Genomic DNA, 16976 nt, shown 5'->3' with positions numbered 1-16976 from the left:
ACAAAAGTCCCTGACCTGCCTGATGCATGCCGTAAATTAACATGATCGGCGTAACATGACTAAAGTACGTAATTGCGTTCTTGATGCACTTTCCATCAACGTCAACAACATCATTAGCTTGGTCGTGGGTAGTTTCCCTCTGGACCCGACAGTGTCAAAAACGGCTGTCATCCTAACCATTTTAACAGCAACATAACAGGCTAAGACATGCCGGACACCCAATAAAACTACGCTTCGTTGACATATATCAAGTTCAATTGTAGCACGTTAACAGTTTGATGAAATCAACGTATCCAAATGTTTGCTTTCATCACAAAATTGCAATATTACAACTAGTTGCACGAGCTAATTAATAAATGTAATGAATCCAACCAATGCGATCCATTTTAAAATAAATTATCATGGATAAACAGAGGGATATACAACTTTTGTTAACATAAAAAGCAATAGTACAGTTTGGAAATAGTTTAGCATTTTTTACCGGATGCGAAATCCTTTTTCAGTGACTTCTGTTAAAAAAATGTAAATTTGCGCTGCGTAATATGTTGATGTGCGTCACATTATTACTTGCAGACTGACCAAAAAGAGTATCGAAATGCGTTTAACAATTATTCTGGTTGCCCCTGCCAGAGCGGAAAATATTGGCGCGGCTGCCCGTGCGATGAAGACCATGGGATTCACTCAATTACGTATCGTTGACAGCGAGGCGCATCTGGAACCCGCCACGCGATGGGTCGCGCATGGATCGGGCGACATTATTGATAATATTAACGTTTTTCCAACGTTGGCCGAGGCGCTTCACGACGTTGATTTTACTATTGCGACCACCGCGCGTAGCCGAGCGAAGTTCCATTATTACGCCACCCCGGTCGAACTGGTTCCCCTGTTACAGGAGAAATCAACGTGGATGGATCATGCTGCGCTGGTATTTGGTCGTGAAGATTCTGGGTTGACCAACGAAGAATTAGCGCTGGCAGATGTACTCACTGGTGTACCGATGGTCGCTGACTATCCTTCACTCAATTTGGGGCAGGCGGTGATGGTGTATTGCTATCAATTAGCAGGTTTAATACAACAACCGGCTAAAAACGTTGAGGTGACAGATGAGCTTCAGCTCCAGGCATTGCGCGCACGCGTTTTGCGTTTATTAGCCACGCTGAACGTTTCTGACGACATCAAACTCACGGACTGGTTGCAACAGCGAATGGGTCTGTTGGGGCAGCGAGACACGGCAATGTTGCATCGTTTTTTACATGATATTGAAAAAAACATCACAAAATAAAATTTCGAACAGTTTTTGTTGTGTAGTGTTTTGTTCTTGGTTCAAGTGGGCTCGACATGCTGTATTGGTTGAAAGTAAAAGGGCAAGCAGTTGCTCATGAACAAGTTTCGGAATGTGATCAATTTAAAAATTTATTGACTTAGGTCAGCAGATACTTTAACCCTAAAAGAATACAAGACAGACAGATAATAATTACAGAGCACACAACATCATGAAACGCATCAGCATCACTATTACCACAACCATCACCATTACCACAGGTAACGGTGCGGGCTGACGCGTACAGGAAACACAAGAAAAAGCCCGCACCTAAACAGTGCGGGCTTTTTTTTCGACCAAAGGCAATGAGGTAAACCATGCGAGTGTTGAAGTTCGGCGGTACATCAGTGGCAAATGCAGAGCGCTTTCTGCGGGTTGCCGATATTCTGGAAAGCAATGCCAGACAGGGGCAGGTCGCGACCGTTCTCTCTGCCCCCGCAAAAATTACCAACCATCTGGTGGCAATGATTGAGAAGACCATCGGTGGTCAGGATGCTTTAGCCAATATCAGCGATGCCGAACGCATTTTCTCTGAGCTGCTGGTGGGTCTTGCCGCCGCACAGCCGGGTTTCCCGCTGGCGCAGCTCAAAGCCTTTGTTGAACAAGAGTTTGCCCAGATTAAGCACGTCCTGCACGGCATCAGCCTGCTGGGACAGTGCCCGGACAGCATCAATGCCGCGCTTATCTGCCGTGGTGAAAAAATGTCGATTGCTATCATGGCCGGCCTGCTGGAAGCTCGCGGGCATAACGTGACGGTCATCGACCCGGTGGAGAAATTGCTGGCAGTCGGCCATTACCTCGAATCTACCGTTGATATCGCCGAATCTACGCGCCGCATTGCCGCCAGCCGTATTCCTGCGGACCACATGATTCTGATGGCAGGGTTTACTGCTGGAAATGAAAAAGGTGAGTTAGTGGTGTTGGGGCGTAACGGCTCTGACTACTCTGCCGCCGTACTGGCCGCCTGTTTGCGTGCCGATTGTTGTGAAATCTGGACCGATGTCGACGGCGTATATACTTGCGATCCGCGTCAGGTACCCGACGCCCGACTGCTGAAGTCGATGTCTTATCAGGAAGCGATGGAGCTTTCTTACTTCGGCGCTAAAGTGCTGCACCCGCGCACCATTACCCCTATTGCCCAGTTCCAGATCCCGTGCCTGATTAAAAATACCGGCAATCCGCAAGCGCCCGGTACGCTGATCGGTGCCAGCAGTGATGACGATGATTTGCCGGTAAAAGGCATTTCTAACCTCAATAACATGGCGATGTTTAGCGTCTCCGGCCCTGGAATGAAAGGTATGGTGGGCATGGCGGCACGCGTTTTTGCCGCGATGTCGCGTGCGGGCATATCGGTGGTGCTGATCACCCAATCCTCTTCCGAATACAGCATCAGCTTCTGCGTCCCGCAGGGCGACTGCGCGCGTGCGCAACGCGCCATGCAGGATGAATTCTATCTCGAACTGAAAGAAGGCCTGCTGGAGCCGCTGGCGGTGACTGAGCGTCTGGCCATCATCTCGGTCGTTGGCGATGGTATGCGCACCCTGCGCGGCATCTCGGCGAAGTTCTTTGCCGCGCTGGCTCGGGCGAATATCAATATTGTAGCGATCGCCCAGGGCTCGTCTGAGCGTTCTATTTCGGTGGTGGTGAATAACGATGACGCGACCACCGGCGTACGCGTTACCCATCAGATGCTGTTCAACACCGACCAGGTGATTGAAGTGTTTGTGATTGGCGTAGGCGGCGTGGGCGGTGCGCTGCTGGAGCAGCTTAAACGTCAGCAAACCTGGCTCAAAAAGAAACATATCGATCTGCGCGTGTGCGGCGTGGCGAACTCGAAGGCCCTGCTGACCAACGTCCACGGTCTGAATCTGGAAAACTGGCAGTCGGAGCTGGAGAGTGCGAAAGAGCCTTTCAACCTTGGGCGCTTAATTCGTCTGGTGAAAGAATACCATCTGCTCAATCCGGTGATTGTCGACTGTACGTCAAGCCAGGCGGTAGCAGACCAGTATGCCGACTTCCTGCGCGAAGGCTTCCATGTGGTTACGCCGAACAAAAAGGCCAACACGTCGTCGATGGATTACTACCATCAGCTGCGTTTTGCCGCCGCGAAGTCACGTCGTAAATTCCTGTACGACACCAACGTGGGCGCGGGCTTGCCAGTTATTGAAAACCTGCAAAATCTGCTCAGCGCAGGTGATGAACTGCAACGTTTTTCAGGCATCCTTTCTGGCTCACTGTCGTTTATTTTCGGCAAGCTGGATGAAGGCATGAGCTTCTCGCAGGCCACTACCCTGGCGCGTGAAATGGGCTATACCGAACCCGATCCGCGTGACGATCTTTCCGGTACGGACGTGGCGCGTAAGCTGCTGATCCTGGCCCGTGAAACCGGTCGTGAGCTGGAGCTTTCTGACATTGTCATTGAGCCGGTCCTGCCAAAAGAGTTTGATGACTCCGGTGATGTTTCCGCGTTTATGGCGAAATTGTCGCAGCTGGATGACGTCTTTGCCGCGCGCGTGGCGAAAGCCCGTGATGAGGGGAAGGTATTGCGCTATGTTGGCAATATCGAAGAGGACGGCGTTTGTCGCGTGAAAATTGATGCAGTAGACGGCAACGATCCACTGTTCAAAGTGAAAAACGGTGAGAACGCGCTGGCATTCTATAGCCACTACTATCAGCCGTTACCGTTGGTTCTGCGCGGATATGGCGCGGGTAACGACGTGACGGCGGCGGGCGTCTTTGCCGACCTGCTACGCACCCTTTCATGGAAGTTAGGAGTCTGACATGGTAAGAGTTTATGCCCCGGCTTCCAGTGCCAATATGAGCGTCGGGTTTGATGTACTCGGTGCGGCGGTAACTCCGGTGGACGGTTCGCTGTTGGGCGATGTGGTGTCCGTTGAGGCGGCTGACCAGTTCAGCCTGAACAACCTCGGACGTTTTGCCAACAAGCTGCCGCCTGAGCCGCGAGAAAACATTGTCTATCAGTGCTGGGAGCGATTCTGTCAGGAGCTGGGTAAAAGCGTTCCGGTGGCGATGACGCTGGAAAAAAATATGCCGATTGGCTCCGGGTTAGGCTCCAGCGCCTGTTCCGTCGTGGCGGCGTTAGTCGCTATGAACGAACATTGCGGTAAGCCGCTCAACGATACGCGCCTGTTAGCGATAATGGGCGAACTTGAAGGACGTATCTCCGGCAGTATTCATTACGATAACGTCGCCCCGTGCTTTTTGGGCGGTATGCAGTTAATGATTGAAGAAAACGGCATTATTAGCCAGCAGGTGCCAGGCTTTGATGAGTGGCTGTGGGTACTGGCGTATCCAGGGATTAAAGTGTCGACGGCTGAAGCGCGGGCGATTCTCCCAGCGCAGTATCGCCGTCAGGACTGTATCGCTCACGGGCGGCATCTGGCGGGATTCATCCATGCCTGCTATTCCCGTCAGCCTCTTCTGGCCGCGAAGCTGATGAAAGATGTCATTGCTGAGCCGTATCGTACCCGCTTGCTGCCAGGCTTTAGCCAGGCGCGTCAGGCGGTAGCCGAAATTGGCGCGCTGGCCAGCGGTATATCTGGGTCAGGGCCGACGCTGTTCGCCTTGTGCGATAAGCCGGATACGGCGCAGCGCGTAGCAGACTGGCTGGGTAAAAATTACCTGCAAAATCAGGAAGGCTTTGTTCATATTTGCCGGCTGGACACGGCGGGCGCCCGGGTACTGGGATAATCAATGAAACTGTATAATCTGAAAGATCACAACGAACAGGTCAGCTTTGCACAGGCTGTTACGCAAGGACTGGGCAAGAATCAGGGATTGTTTTTTCCGCACGATCTACCGGAATTCAATCTGACAGAAGTGGATGAGATGCTGAAGCAGGACTTCGTTAGCCGCAGTGCGAAGATCCTGTCCGCATTTATTGGTGATGAGATCCCTCAGGAAATTCTGGAAGAGCGCGTGCGCGCGGCATTTGCCTTTCCGGCACCGGTTGCTCAGGTTGCCGCGGATGTCGGCTGTCTGGAACTGTTCCACGGCCCAACGCTTGCATTTAAAGACTTTGGCGGGCGCTTTATGGCGCAGATGCTGACGCACATTAGTGGCGACAAACCGGTAACGATTCTGACGGCGACCTCCGGAGATACCGGGGCGGCCGTTGCGCATGCCTTTTATGGCCTGAAAAATGTGCGCGTGGTGATCCTCTACCCGAACGGCAAGATCAGCCCATTACAGGAAAAACTGTTCTGTACGCTGGGCGGTAACATTGAAACTGTGGCTATTGATGGCGATTTTGATGCCTGCCAGGCGCTGGTGAAACAGGCGTTTGATGACGAAGAGCTGAAGGTGGCTCTGGGACTGAACTCGGCTAACTCAATTAACATTAGCCGTCTGCTGGCGCAAATCTGTTACTACTTTGAGGCTGTGGCCCAACTGCCGCAAGAGGCGCGTAATCAACTGGTGATTTCCGTTCCCAGCGGTAACTTTGGTGATCTGACTGCCGGGCTGCTGGCGAAATCACTGGGCTTGCCGGTGAAGCGTTTTATCGCGGCGACTAACGTCAACGATACGGTTCCGCGCTTCCTTGCAGAAGGTGAGTGGGCGCCGAAAGCGACTCAGGCGACGTTATCGAATGCGATGGATGTCAGCCAGCCGAACAACTGGCCGCGCGTGGAAGAACTGTTCCGCCGTAAAATCTGGCGTCTGAATGAACTGGGTTATGCCGCTGTCGACGATGCGACGACCCAGGACACCATGCGTGAACTACATGAGATGGGCTACACCTCAGAACCGCATGCGGCGGTGGCTTACCGCGCGCTGCGTGACCAGCTAAACCCTGGCGAGTATGGCTTGTTCCTCGGTACTGCGCATCCGGCGAAGTTTAAAGAAAGCGTTGAAGAGATTCTTGACCTGACGCTGGCGTTGCCAAAAGAACTGGCGGAACGCGCGGATCTGCCGCTGCTTTCTCATCACCTGCCTGCTGATTTTGCTGCGCTGCGTAAGCTGATGATGACCCGCGGATAACGGTTGTGCCCGCTGGCATTTTGCTTAGCGGGCCAACAAAACCTGTAGGCCGGATAAGGCGTTAGCCGTCATCCGGCCTTTTTACTATTGCTCGTGGCGTTTAAATACCAGTTCGCTGTTTCCTGATGCTTCTTCATCAAAGAAATAACCTTCGCTGTTAAATGCGGTCAATTGTTCCGGCTGCGTTAAGCGGTTCTCAATAATGTAGCGACTCATCAGGCCGCGCGCTTTTTTGGCATAGAAACTGATGACTTTGAACTTGCCGTTTTTCTCGTCGAGGAAGACCGGTTTGATAAGCTCAGCGTTGAGTTTTTTCGGCTTCACGGATTTAAAATACTCATCCGAGGCGAGGTTAATCACCACGCTGTCGCCTTGCGCTTCCAGCGCTTCGTTAAGTTTATCGGTGATGGTATCTCCCCAGAACTGGTAGAGATCTTTACCCTTCGCATTGGCCAGACGAATGCCCATCTCCAGACGGTAAGGCTGCATCAAATCCAACGGACGTAAAACGCCGTATAGCCCGGACAGCATCCGTAAATGCTGTTGAGCGAAGTCGAAATCCGCCTCGCTGAAGGTTTCAGCCTGCAACCCTGTATAGACGTCGCCTTTAAACGCCAGGATGGCCTGACGTGCATTGTCCGGCGTGAAGTCAGGCTGCCAGTCATGGAAACGGGTGGCGTTCAGATCCGCCAGCTTGTCGCTAATCCCCATCAGCTTGCCAATCTGCGGTGCAGAGAGCTGGCGTGCCACGTGAATAAGCTGCTGAGAGTGATCCAGCAACTCGGGCAGCGTATGACGTGTCGTTGCCAGCGGGCTTTGGTAGTCGAGCGTTTTTGCAGGTGAAATCAGAATCAGCATATCCAGTCCTTGCAGGAAATTTACTGCGACTTTAGCAAAAAAAACGACTGAATTGATCGATGGTTGCGATTGCCGCGCTATTCGCGCGGCGTTTCATCCCAGCTATCGGGCGCAAGCTGTTGTCTGATATCAGGATAACGGCGCGGATCGAATTCTGGGCGCACCCCGAGTTTACGCTGGCGCAGATAGTCGCTGGCGATGGTATGGACAACCGGAGAAAGCAGCAGAATCGCCGTCAGGTTAGTGATGGCCATACAAGCCATAATGATGTCGGCCAACTGCCAGACGAGTGGGAAGCTGACTAACGTTCCCCCAACAACGGTACTCACGGTAGCGATACGTAATAGCCAGATGACGCGGATGTTGTCCAGCTTCAGGAAAACGAGGTTGTTTTCCGCATAAATGTAGTTGGCGACGATAGAGCTAAAGGCAAACAGAATCACAATAAAAGCCACGAATCCGGCTCCCCATTCACCCGTCAGCGAGACCATGGCTCTTTGCAGCAACTGGATGCCTTCCATTGGCACATAAGTGGTGCCATTACCCGCCAGTAAAATGATCATTGCGCTGGCCGTACAAAGAATTAGCGTATCGCCTAATACCCCGATCATTTGCACAATGCCTTGTGCCGCAGGGTGTGGCGGCCAGGATGCTGCCGAGGCAGCCGCGTTCGGGGTTGATCCCATTCCGGCTTCATTAGAGAACATACCGCGTTGAAAGCCGCTGGCAATGGCCTGGCTCAGCGTATACCCGGCGGCACCGGCCGCGGCCTCCTGCCAGCCAAAGGCGCTTTTTATGATGGTCATGATAATGCCGGGGAGCTGTCCGAAATGCCAAAGGCAGATGACGAGGCTACAACCGATCCACAGCAGCGCCATCATCGGAACAAACCATTGCATCAGGCGTGCGACGCCTTTAATGCCGCCGACGATGACCAGTAATGACGCGATTGCCAGTGCGATACCGGATAAGAGGGGAGGGATGTCAAAAGCAAAGGTCAGCGCACGAGAGACTGAATTTGCCTGAACGCTATTAAAAATCAGACCATAGGCAATGAGTAAAAAGATGGCAAACAGCACGCCCATCCAGCGCATGCCCAGCCCACGGGCCATATACCATGCAGGACCGCCGCGAAACTGTCCCTTGCTGTCGCGCTCTTTATACAGTTGGGCAAGTGAGCACTCAGCGAATGAGGTTGCCATACCAATGACCGCCGAGACCCACATCCAGAAAATGGCTCCCGCGCCGCCGGCGGCGATCGCCAACGCCACACCCGCCAGATTTCCGCTACCGACGCGCGCGGCAAGACTGGTGCACAATGCCTGAAAGGAAGTTAAACCGCCCGGCTGCGGGCTGATGCTGTTTTTAAGACTTTTGCCAAACTGGCGAATATAGCGGAACTGCACGAACCCTGTACGCCAGGTGAACCAACATCCTGCGCCAAGCAGGAGGTAGATCATCACCGATCCCCAGAGTATTTCATTAATAAATGAGAAAAAATCAGGCATTAACATCCCTCTTGTTGATGCCGGTAAGCGCGAATAATCCCGTGTAAGCGCTACCAATTATCGACCAGTATATACCTTATAAGGTGATTGATTGCGGGAGTTTACCATAACAATGGGTATATCTTTAATTGCGCATCACGGGCTGTGAGATGCGTAATCAGGGCTGAGCAGCGGGTCGGACAATCCAGGCGGTTGCGCTGAGAGTGCGTCGTGCTATCATCAGGGAAGATCGGTTACATCCCCCTAACAAGCTGTTTAAAGAGAATCGCTATCATGACGGACAAATTGACCTCCCTTCGTCAGTTCACCACAGTAGTGGCCGACACCGGAGACATCGCGGCAATGAAGCTGTATCAGCCTCAGGATGCCACAACTAACCCTTCTCTCATTCTTAACGCAGCGCAGATCCCAGAATACCGCAAGCTGATTGATGATGCTGTAGCCTGGGCTAAGCAGCAGAGCAACGACCGCGCACAGCAGATCGTCGACGCGACCGACAAACTGGCAGTAAATATCGGTCTGGAGATCCTGAAACTGGTCCCGGGTCGTATTTCTACTGAAGTTGACGCTCGTCTGTCCTACGACACCGACGCGTCCATCGCGAAAGCAAAACGTCTGATCAAAATGTACAACGATGCTGGCATTAGCAACGATCGCATTCTGATCAAACTGGCTTCAACCTGGCAGGGCATCCGTGCCGCTGAGCAGCTGGAAAAAGAAGGCATCAACTGTAACCTGACTCTGCTGTTCTCCTTCGCGCAGGCGCGCGCATGTGCAGAAGCTGGCGTATACCTGATTTCTCCGTTTGTTGGTCGTATTCTGGACTGGTACAAAGCCAACACCGACAAGAAAGAGTATGCACCGGCAGAAGATCCGGGTGTGGTTTCCGTAACGGAAATCTACGAGTACTACAAACAGCACGGTTACGAAACCGTGGTGATGGGTGCGAGCTTCCGTAACGTCGGCGAAATCATTGAGCTGGCAGGCTGCGATCGTCTGACGATTGCACCAGCACTGCTGAAAGAGCTGGCGGAAAGCGAAGGCACTATCGAACGTAAACTGTCCTTCTCTGGCGAAGTGAAAGCGCGTCCTGCACGCATCACCGAAGCTGAGTTCCTGTGGCAGCACAACCAGGATCCGATGGCTGTAGACAAACTGGCGGACGGTATCCGTAAGTTTGCTGTAGACCAGGGTAAACTGGAAAAAATGATCGGCGATCTGCTGTAATCATTAACGCGTGGCCCGGATATGGGTCACGCTACCTCTTCTGAAACCTGTCTGTCCTTCCCTTCGCAGTGTATCATTCTGTTTAACGAGACTGTTTAAACGGAATAATCATGAATACTTTACGCATTGGCCTGGTTTCCATTTCTGACCGTGCTTCCAGCGGCGTTTACCAGGATAAAGGCATCCCGGCCCTTGAAGAGTGGCTGGCATCTGCCCTTACCACCCCTTTTGAGCTGCAAACGCGACTGATCCCGGATGAACAGGCGATCATCGAACAGACCTTATGTGAGCTGGTGGATGAAATGAGCTGTCATCTGGTGCTGACTACCGGCGGAACGGGTCCGGCCCGCCGCGATGTAACGCCTGATGCCACGCTGGCCGTAGCCGACCGCCAGATGCCGGGCTTTGGCGAGCAGATGCGCCAGATAAGCCTGCACTTTGTGCCAACGGCTATTCTCTCCCGCCAGGTTGGTGTGATTCGTAAACAGGCGCTGATCCTGAATCTGCCTGGCCAGCCAAAATCGATCAAAGAAACGCTGGAAGGCGTGAAAGATGCTGACGGTAAGGTTATAGTGCCGGGTATATTTGCAAGTGTACCGTATTGTATACAGTTGCTGGATGGGCCGTATGTGGAAACCGCGCCGGCTGTAGTAGCATCTTTTCGTCCTAAAAGCGCAATTCGCGATACAAACGCCTGAAAGTAGCTCGATCGTGACATAAGTGCCAATGATAGTGGAGTATTGAATTGTTTACGATATAGTAATTTTTGCTTTACATATATCGAAAGACAGATTCAATAACTCCACTGACTCATGGTTTGCTATGTCACAACACACTCGACCGCTGAATCGCCAGGATTATAAAACTCTTACGCTTGCTGCCCTCGGCGGTGCGCTTGAGTTTTATGATTTCATTATCTTCGTCTTCTTTGCCGCTGTTGTCGGCGAACTCTTCTTCCCGGCAGACATTCCTGAATGGCTTCGTCAGGTGCAAACCTTTGGCATTTTTGCCGCCGGATATCTGGCGCGTCCGCTGGGTGGCATCATCATGGCGCACTTTGGCGATCTGGTCGGGCGTAAGAAAATGTTCACCCTGAGCATTTTGCTGATGGCGATACCGACGCTGGCGATTGGTCTTTTGCCTACCTACGCCTCAATGGGGATCCTCGCGCCGCTGCTGTTACTGCTGATGCGCATTTTGCAAGGCGCAGCCATCGGCGGAGAAGTGCCGGGCGCGTGGGTGTTCGTGGCGGAACACGTACCGGAGCGCCGCATCGGCATTGCCTGTGGCACACTGACCGCTGGGCTGACGGTGGGGATTCTGCTGGGATCGGTGGTCGCAACTCTGGTGAATACCAGCCTGACGCAGCAGGCGGTGCATGACTACGGCTGGCGTATCCCGTTCCTGTTGGGGGGCGTGTTTGGGCTGGTGGCGATGTACCTGCGTCGCTGGTTGCAGGAAACGCCCATCTTCCTCGAAATGCAGCAGCGTAAAGCGCTGGCGCAAGAGCTACCGGTGAAGTCGGTGGTGAGCAAACATAAAAAAGCGGTGGTCATTTCCATGCTGCTGACCTGGCTGTTATCGGCCGGGATAGTGGTGGTGATCCTGATGTCGCCAGTCTGGTTGCAGAAGCAGTATGGTTTTGCACCCGCGCTAACGTTACAGGCCAACAGTGTCGCCACCATTATGCTGTGCGTCGGGTGTCTGCTGGCCGGGTTTATTGTCGACCGGGTCGGCGCCAGCAAAACCTTTATTGTCGGCAGCCTGTTGCTGGCCTGTTCAAGCTGGTTTTTCTATCATCTGACCGGCAGCCATCCTCAGCACTTGTTCTTGTTATACGGGCTGGTAGGGTTGTGCGTTGGTGTGGTGGGGGCTGTGCCTTATGTGATGGTGCGGGCGTTTCCGGCGGAGGTCCGCTTTACCGGAATTTCCTTTTCTTACAACGTGTCGTACGCCATTTTTGGTGGTCTGACACCAATCGCCGTGACGATGTTAATGAGCGTGTCGCCAATGGCTCCGGCCTGGTATGTGCTGGCGTTATCGCTGGTGGGGTTAGGTCTGGGGATTTGGCTGCGACAGGATATTTATCATCGCGATACGAGTGTACAGGGAGAGTTACAGCGCTTGTAAGGAATATCCCCCCGTTCGGGGGGATAGCGTCAGTTTAGTGCGCTTCACCGATCGGCAGGATGGTACGGCCAAACTGTTCGTTCAGCACTTCACCCATCGCCAGGTAAATGGCGCTTGCGCCACACACTAAGCCAATCCAACCAGCAACGTGAATGATCGCTTCGTTACCTGCAATGTTGCCAACCGCCAGCAGTGCGAACAGCACTGTCAGGCTCAGGAAGACAAACTGCAACGCGCGGTTAGCTTTCAGCGTGCCGAAGAACATGAACAGTGTGAACACGCCCCACAGACCCAGGTACACGCCCAGGAACTGACCATTGGTTGCATCCGCCAGGCCCATTTTCGGCATGATCAGGATTGCAACCAGCGTCAGCCAGAACGAACCGTAGGAGGTAAAGGCGGTTAAACCGAAGGTGTTGCCTTTTTTATATTCCAGCAGACCGGCAAATATTTGCGCGATACCGCCGTAGAAAATGCCCATCGCCAGAATAATAACGTCAAAGGCGAAGAAACCCGCGTTGTGCAGGTTAAGCAGAATGGTGGTCATGCCAAAGCCCATCAGGCCCAGCGGTGCCGGATTAGCCAACTTAGTGTTGCCCATAATTCCTCAAAATCATCATTGATTGAATGGTGAAATAGTTTCCCCAAATAACGATCACTGTCTTCGGGGCGCGGCATGATAATCAGGGGAGAGGGCACTGTCTATGATCTAACGAAGGGAAAATGAATTATTTTCCCTGTGATGGGCATCACGCTTACGCATGGTTGATCATTTTGCTAAGACAGACGATTTGAAGTACCACCGGGAACTGAGGGATTTGGTGGACGATCTGGTGAGAAATACCCATAGCCAGATGGCGCTGCTTCATGCGCGCGGCAGTGGTTATTCCAGTTCAAAGGCTTTCGCATCAACCGCGTGTCTGCCCCGCATGTTTTCTATGGCTTCTGAATCAAAATGTGCGGAATTAGTCGTCGCCAATAACTTTCAGCGTTGCCATGTCAGAGGAGTTTACTGACTGGCCTGAGAAGGTGATTTTAGACACGCAACGTTTATTGTCGTTGTCGCTATTAATAGTGATCCAGTTGGTCGTTTGTCCCTCTTTAATGGATGACGGGACGTTCAGGCTTTGGCTGGAAGTGCGTACTGCTTTGAAGTAGACGGATGCGCCGTTAAGTTTAATATCGCCGCGATCGGCGGTGAGCTGAATGCGCTTCACAACCCGGCAAACGGGAATTCTCAGCGTGAGGTCGTTGGTTGCGTTGCGGGGCATCGCAACCATACCCAGAACTTTATGATCGTTAGCGTGTGCGGCGCTGCTCAGCAGCAGGCCCATAAGCAGGCTGGTGGAAAGGGTTAACACGGATTTCATGGAATTTCTCTTTGACGGCTGTAAAAGTGTGTGACATCAGACCATCTTACCGCCGACGGGAAACCGTTTCATGGTCGTAATCTTTTCTTTTTATTACAATTTTCACATGAATAATCGTGCTGGTGTTGATTTGTTTTGTGAATTGATTTTGATTGGAAACTATTCGTTTTTTTGCCTTTCTGCCTTTTTACCTTAATTTTATCGCCACTGTGCTAAAAAAAATTTTCATGCCCCCCTTGATGACGTGGGTTACGACCCCATCTTGTAGACAACCGCAGTGGTGAGTCTGAAAAAAAACGATTCAGGGTAGTTGAAACCGCACGTTTCGCCCTTATTACAGATTCACAACCACATGATGACCGAATTTTTAGTGGAGACGTTTAGATGGGTAAAATTATTGGTATCGACCTGGGTACTACCAACTCTTGTGTAGCGATTATGGATGGCACTACTGCACGTGTGCTGGAGAACGCCGAGGGCGATCGCACCACGCCTTCTATCATTGCTTATACCCAGGATGGTGAAACTCTGGTTGGTCAGCCGGCTAAACGTCAGGCAGTGACAAACCCGCAAAACACCCTGTTTGCGATTAAACGCCTGATTGGCCGCCGCTTCCAGGACGAAGAAGTACAGCGTGATGAAGCCATCATGCCGTACAAAATCATCGGTGCTGACAACGGTGATGCATGGATTGATGTAAAAGGTCAGAAAATGGCACCGCCGCAGATTTCTGCTGAAGTGCTGAAAAAAATGAAGAAAACGGCTGAAGATTACCTGGGCGAACCGGTAACTGAAGCGGTTATCACCGTACCTGCATACTTCAACGATGCTCAGCGTCAGGCAACCAAAGATGCTGGCCGTATCGCAGGTCTGGAAGTAAAACGTATCATCAACGAACCGACCGCAGCGGCACTGGCTTACGGTCTGGATAAAGAAGTTGGCAACCGTACTATCGCGGTTTATGACCTCGGTGGTGGTACTTTCGATATCTCTATTATCGAAATCGACGAAGTTGACGGCGAAAAAACCTTCGAAGTTCTGGCAACCAACGGTGATACCCACCTGGGTGGTGAAGACTTCGACAGCCGTATGATCAACTACCTGGTTGACGAATTTAAGAAAGATCAGGGTATCGATCTGCGTAATGATCCGCTGGCGATGCAGCGTCTGAAAGAAGCCGCTGAGAAAGCGAAGATCGAACTGTCTTCCGCTCAGCAGACCGACGTGAACCTGCCGTACATTACTGCAGACGCGACTGGTCCGAAACACATGAACATCAAAGTGACCCGTGCGAAACTGGAAAGCCTGGTTGAAGACCTGGTTAACCGTTCTATCGAGCCGCTGAAAGTTGCTCTGCAGGATGCTGGTCTGTCTGTTTCCGACGTTCAGGACGTTATCCTGGTCGGTGGTCAGACTCGTATGCCGATGGTACAGAAGAAAGTTGCTGAGTTCTTCGGTAAAGAGCCGCGTAAAGACGTTAACCCGGACGAAGCAGTGGCAATCGGTGCTGCCGTTCAGGGTGGTGTATTGACCGGTGATGTGAAAGACGTGCTGCTGCTGGACGTTACCCCGCTGTCTCTGGGTATCGAAACCATGGGTGGCGTGATGACTCCACTGATCGCGAAAAACACCACTATCCCGACCAAGCACAGCCAGGTGTTCTCTACCGCTGAAGACAACCAGTCTGCGGTAACCATCCACGTGCTGCAGGGTGAACGTAAACGCGCCGCTGATAACAAAGATCTGGGTCAGTTTAATCTGGATGGTATCAGCCCGGCTCCGCGCGGTATGCCGCAGATCGAAGTTACTTTTGACATCGATGCCGACGGTATCCTGCACGTTTCCGCGAAAGACAAAAACAGCGGTAAAGAGCAGAAGATCACCATCAAGGCTTCTTCTGGTCTGAACGAAGAAGAAATTCAGAAAATGGTTCGCGAAGCAGAAGCGAACGCAGAATCTGACCGTAAGTTTGAAGAGCTGGTTCAGACTCGTAACCAGGGTGACCATCTGCTGCACAGCACTCGTAAGCAGGTTGAAGAAGCAGGCGACAAACTGCCAGCTGATGACAAAACTGCCATCGAGTCTGCACTGACCGCGCTGGAAACTTCTCTGAAAGGCGAAGACAAAGCGGATATCGAAGCGAAAATGCAGGCGCTGGCACAGGTTTCCCAGAAACTGATGGAAATCGCTCAGCAGCAGCACGCACAGCAGCAGGCTGGCGCAGCAGGCGCTGATGCTTCTGCAAACAACGCGAAAGATGACGACGTTGTCGACGCCGAGTTTGAAGAAGTGAAAGACAAAAAATAATCGCCCTTTGAACGGGTAATTACTGGCACGGGCGAAGAGGTTTCCTCTCCGCCCGTGCACGCATGTTAGGGGCAGATAAAAAGAGATGGCTAAGCAAGACTATTACGAGATTTTAGGCGTTTCCAAATCAGCGGAAGAGCGTGAAATCAAAAAGGCCTACAAGCGCCTGGCCATGAAATTTCACCCGGACCGCAACCAGGGTGATAAAGAGGCCGAAGCCAAGTTTAAAGAGATCAAAGAAGCGTACGAGATCCTGACCGATGCGCAAAAACGTGCGGCTTACGATCAGTACGGTCATGCAGCGTTTGAGCAAGGCGGCATGGGCGGCGGCGGCGGTTTTGGCGGCGGGGCTGACTTCAGCGATATCTTTGGTGACGTGTTTGGCGATATTTTTGGCGGCGGTCGTGGTCGTCAGCGCGCCTCACGTGGTGCTGATTTACGTTACAACATGGATCTCACTCTGGAAGAAGCCGTGCGTGGCGTCACCAAAGAGATCCGTATTCCGACTCTGGAAGAGTGTGACGTCTGCCACGGTAGCGGTGCGAAGGCAGGTACTCAGCCGCAGACCTGTCCAACCTGTCATGGTTCTGGTCAGGTACAGATGCGTCAGGGCTTTTTTGCCGTACAGCAGACCTGTCCACACTGCCAGGGTCGCGGTACGCTGATCAAAGATCCGTGCAACAAATGCCACGGTCATGGTCGTGTTGAGAAAAGCAAAACGCTGTCCGTTAAGATCCCGGCAGGGGTTGATACCGGCGACCGTATTCGTTTAGCGGGCGAAGGTGAAGCCGGTGAGCATGGTGCACCAGCAGGTGATTTGTACGTTCAGGTGCAGGTAAAACAGCACCCAATTTTCGAACGTGAAGGCAATAACCTGTACTGCGAAGTACCGATTAACTTTGCGATGGCAGCGCTGGGCGGCGAGATTGAAGTCCCAACGCTGGACGGTCGCGTGAAGCTAAAAATTCCGGGCGAAACGCAAACTGGCAAACTTTTCCGCATGCGTGGAAAGGGCGTCAAGTCTGTACGCGGTGGCGCTCAGGGCGACCTGCTGTGCCGCGTGGTGGTTGAAACCCCTGTGGGCCTGAACGACAAGCAGAAGCAACTGCTCAAAGATCTGCAGGACAGCTTTGGCGGCCCGACCGGAGAACAAAACAGTCCGCGCTCCAAAAGCTTCTTCGACGGTGTGAAGAAGTTCTTTGACGATCTGACGCGCTAAGCTTACTGCCGTATATTCTAAAAAGCCTGAAATTG

Annotated in this window: 15 protein-coding genes and 1 other annotated feature; of the genes, 11 read left to right on the top strand and 4 right to left on the bottom strand. The window is 52.3% G+C overall.

Annotation, left to right across the window (positions count from 1 at the left end):
- Positions 1 to 55 precede the first annotated feature (55 nt).
- From yjjY to thrC, 6 genes are all read left to right on the top strand, one after another.
- Positions 56 to 196: a protein YjjY gene (yjjY, locus tag IB222_RS19450; protein WP_042998021.1), complete on the top strand. Its 141-nt coding sequence runs from the start codon at positions 56 to 58 to the stop codon at positions 194 to 196.
- Between the two features lie 399 nt (positions 197 to 595).
- On the top strand, positions 596 to 1282 hold the full coding sequence (locus IB222_RS19445) for a tRNA/rRNA methyltransferase (RefSeq protein ID WP_148362470.1): 687 nt from the start codon (positions 596 to 598) through the stop codon (positions 1280 to 1282).
- A 206-nt stretch (positions 1283 to 1488) separates the two neighbouring features.
- Positions 1489 to 1615 (top strand) — a sequence feature (Thr leader region).
- On the top strand, positions 1494 to 1559 hold the full coding sequence (thrL, locus tag IB222_RS19440) for a thr operon leader peptide (RefSeq protein WP_032337689.1): 66 nt from the start codon (positions 1494 to 1496) through the stop codon (positions 1557 to 1559). Its footprint overlaps the feature before it by 66 nt.
- Positions 1616 to 1638: 23 nt before the next feature.
- Positions 1639 to 4101, top strand: coding sequence for a bifunctional aspartate kinase/homoserine dehydrogenase I (gene thrA, locus IB222_RS19435; protein ID WP_149384476.1), 2463 nt, complete (start codon positions 1639 to 1641; stop codon positions 4099 to 4101).
- Between the two features lies 1 nt (position 4102).
- On the top strand, positions 4103 to 5032 hold the full coding sequence (thrB, locus tag IB222_RS19430) for a homoserine kinase (RefSeq protein ID WP_128611311.1): 930 nt from the start codon (positions 4103 to 4105) through the stop codon (positions 5030 to 5032).
- Positions 5033 to 5035: 3 nt separating this feature from the next.
- Entirely contained in the window at positions 5036 to 6322 is a 1287-nt protein-coding gene (gene thrC, locus IB222_RS19425) for a threonine synthase (RefSeq protein ID WP_003829757.1), read from the top strand.
- Between the two features lie 84 nt (positions 6323 to 6406).
- On the opposite strand, the gene yaaA is transcribed toward thrC, so the two are convergent.
- Together yaaA and IB222_RS19415 are read right to left on the bottom strand one after the other, a co-directional pair.
- Positions 6407 to 7180, bottom strand: a complete 774-nt coding sequence (gene yaaA / locus IB222_RS19420) for a peroxide stress protein YaaA (RefSeq protein WP_003829755.1) — start codon at positions 7178 to 7180, stop codon at positions 6407 to 6409.
- Positions 7181 to 7257: 77 nt separating this feature from the next.
- Positions 7258 to 8688: a sodium:alanine symporter family protein gene (locus tag IB222_RS19415; RefSeq protein WP_149384475.1), complete on the bottom strand. Its 1431-nt coding sequence runs from the start codon at positions 8686 to 8688 to the stop codon at positions 7258 to 7260.
- Positions 8689 to 8961: 273 nt separating this feature from the next.
- Between IB222_RS19415 and tal the strand changes: the two genes are divergently transcribed.
- The 3 genes from tal (at position 8962) to IB222_RS19400 (ending at position 12045) form a co-directional block, all read left to right on the top strand.
- Positions 8962 to 9915 carry a transaldolase gene (tal, locus tag IB222_RS19410; RefSeq protein ID WP_003829752.1) on the top strand — a complete coding sequence of 318 codons (954 nt, stop codon included), beginning with the start codon at positions 8962 to 8964 and terminating at the stop codon, positions 9913 to 9915.
- 110 nt (positions 9916 to 10025) lie between these two features.
- Complete coding sequence (gene mog, locus IB222_RS19405) at positions 10026 to 10613, top strand: molybdopterin adenylyltransferase (RefSeq protein ID WP_003018973.1); 588 nt, start codon at positions 10026 to 10028, stop codon at positions 10611 to 10613.
- 124 nt (positions 10614 to 10737) lie between these two features.
- Positions 10738 to 12045, top strand: coding sequence for an MFS transporter (locus tag IB222_RS19400; RefSeq protein WP_003829746.1), 1308 nt, complete (start codon positions 10738 to 10740; stop codon positions 12043 to 12045).
- 34 nt (positions 12046 to 12079) lie between these two features.
- On the opposite strand, the gene satP is transcribed toward IB222_RS19400, so the two are convergent.
- Complete coding sequence (gene satP, locus IB222_RS19395; RefSeq protein WP_003829744.1) at positions 12080 to 12646, bottom strand: acetate uptake transporter; 567 nt, start codon at positions 12644 to 12646, stop codon at positions 12080 to 12082.
- 364 nt (positions 12647 to 13010) lie between these two features.
- A complete protein-coding gene (locus IB222_RS19390; RefSeq protein ID WP_003829741.1) occupies positions 13011 to 13415 on the bottom strand; it encodes a DUF2541 family protein in 405 nt (134 codons plus the stop codon).
- A gap of 384 nt (positions 13416 to 13799) precedes the next feature.
- Here IB222_RS19390 and dnaK point away from each other — a divergent pair, with 384 nt between their 5' ends.
- Positions 13800 to 15722, top strand: coding sequence for a molecular chaperone DnaK (dnaK, locus tag IB222_RS19385; protein WP_003829739.1), 1923 nt, complete (start codon positions 13800 to 13802; stop codon positions 15720 to 15722).
- A gap of 85 nt (positions 15723 to 15807) precedes the next feature.
- Positions 15808 to 16941, top strand: coding sequence for a molecular chaperone DnaJ (gene dnaJ / locus IB222_RS19380; protein WP_003829737.1), 1134 nt, complete (start codon positions 15808 to 15810; stop codon positions 16939 to 16941).
- Positions 16942 to 16976: the final 35 nt, after the last annotated feature.

This window comes from Citrobacter sp. C13, assembly GCF_014596815.2.
Taxonomy (GTDB): domain Bacteria; phylum Pseudomonadota; class Gammaproteobacteria; order Enterobacterales; family Enterobacteriaceae; genus Citrobacter; species Citrobacter portucalensis.
This window is presented reverse-complemented; position numbering and strand designations above follow the sequence as displayed.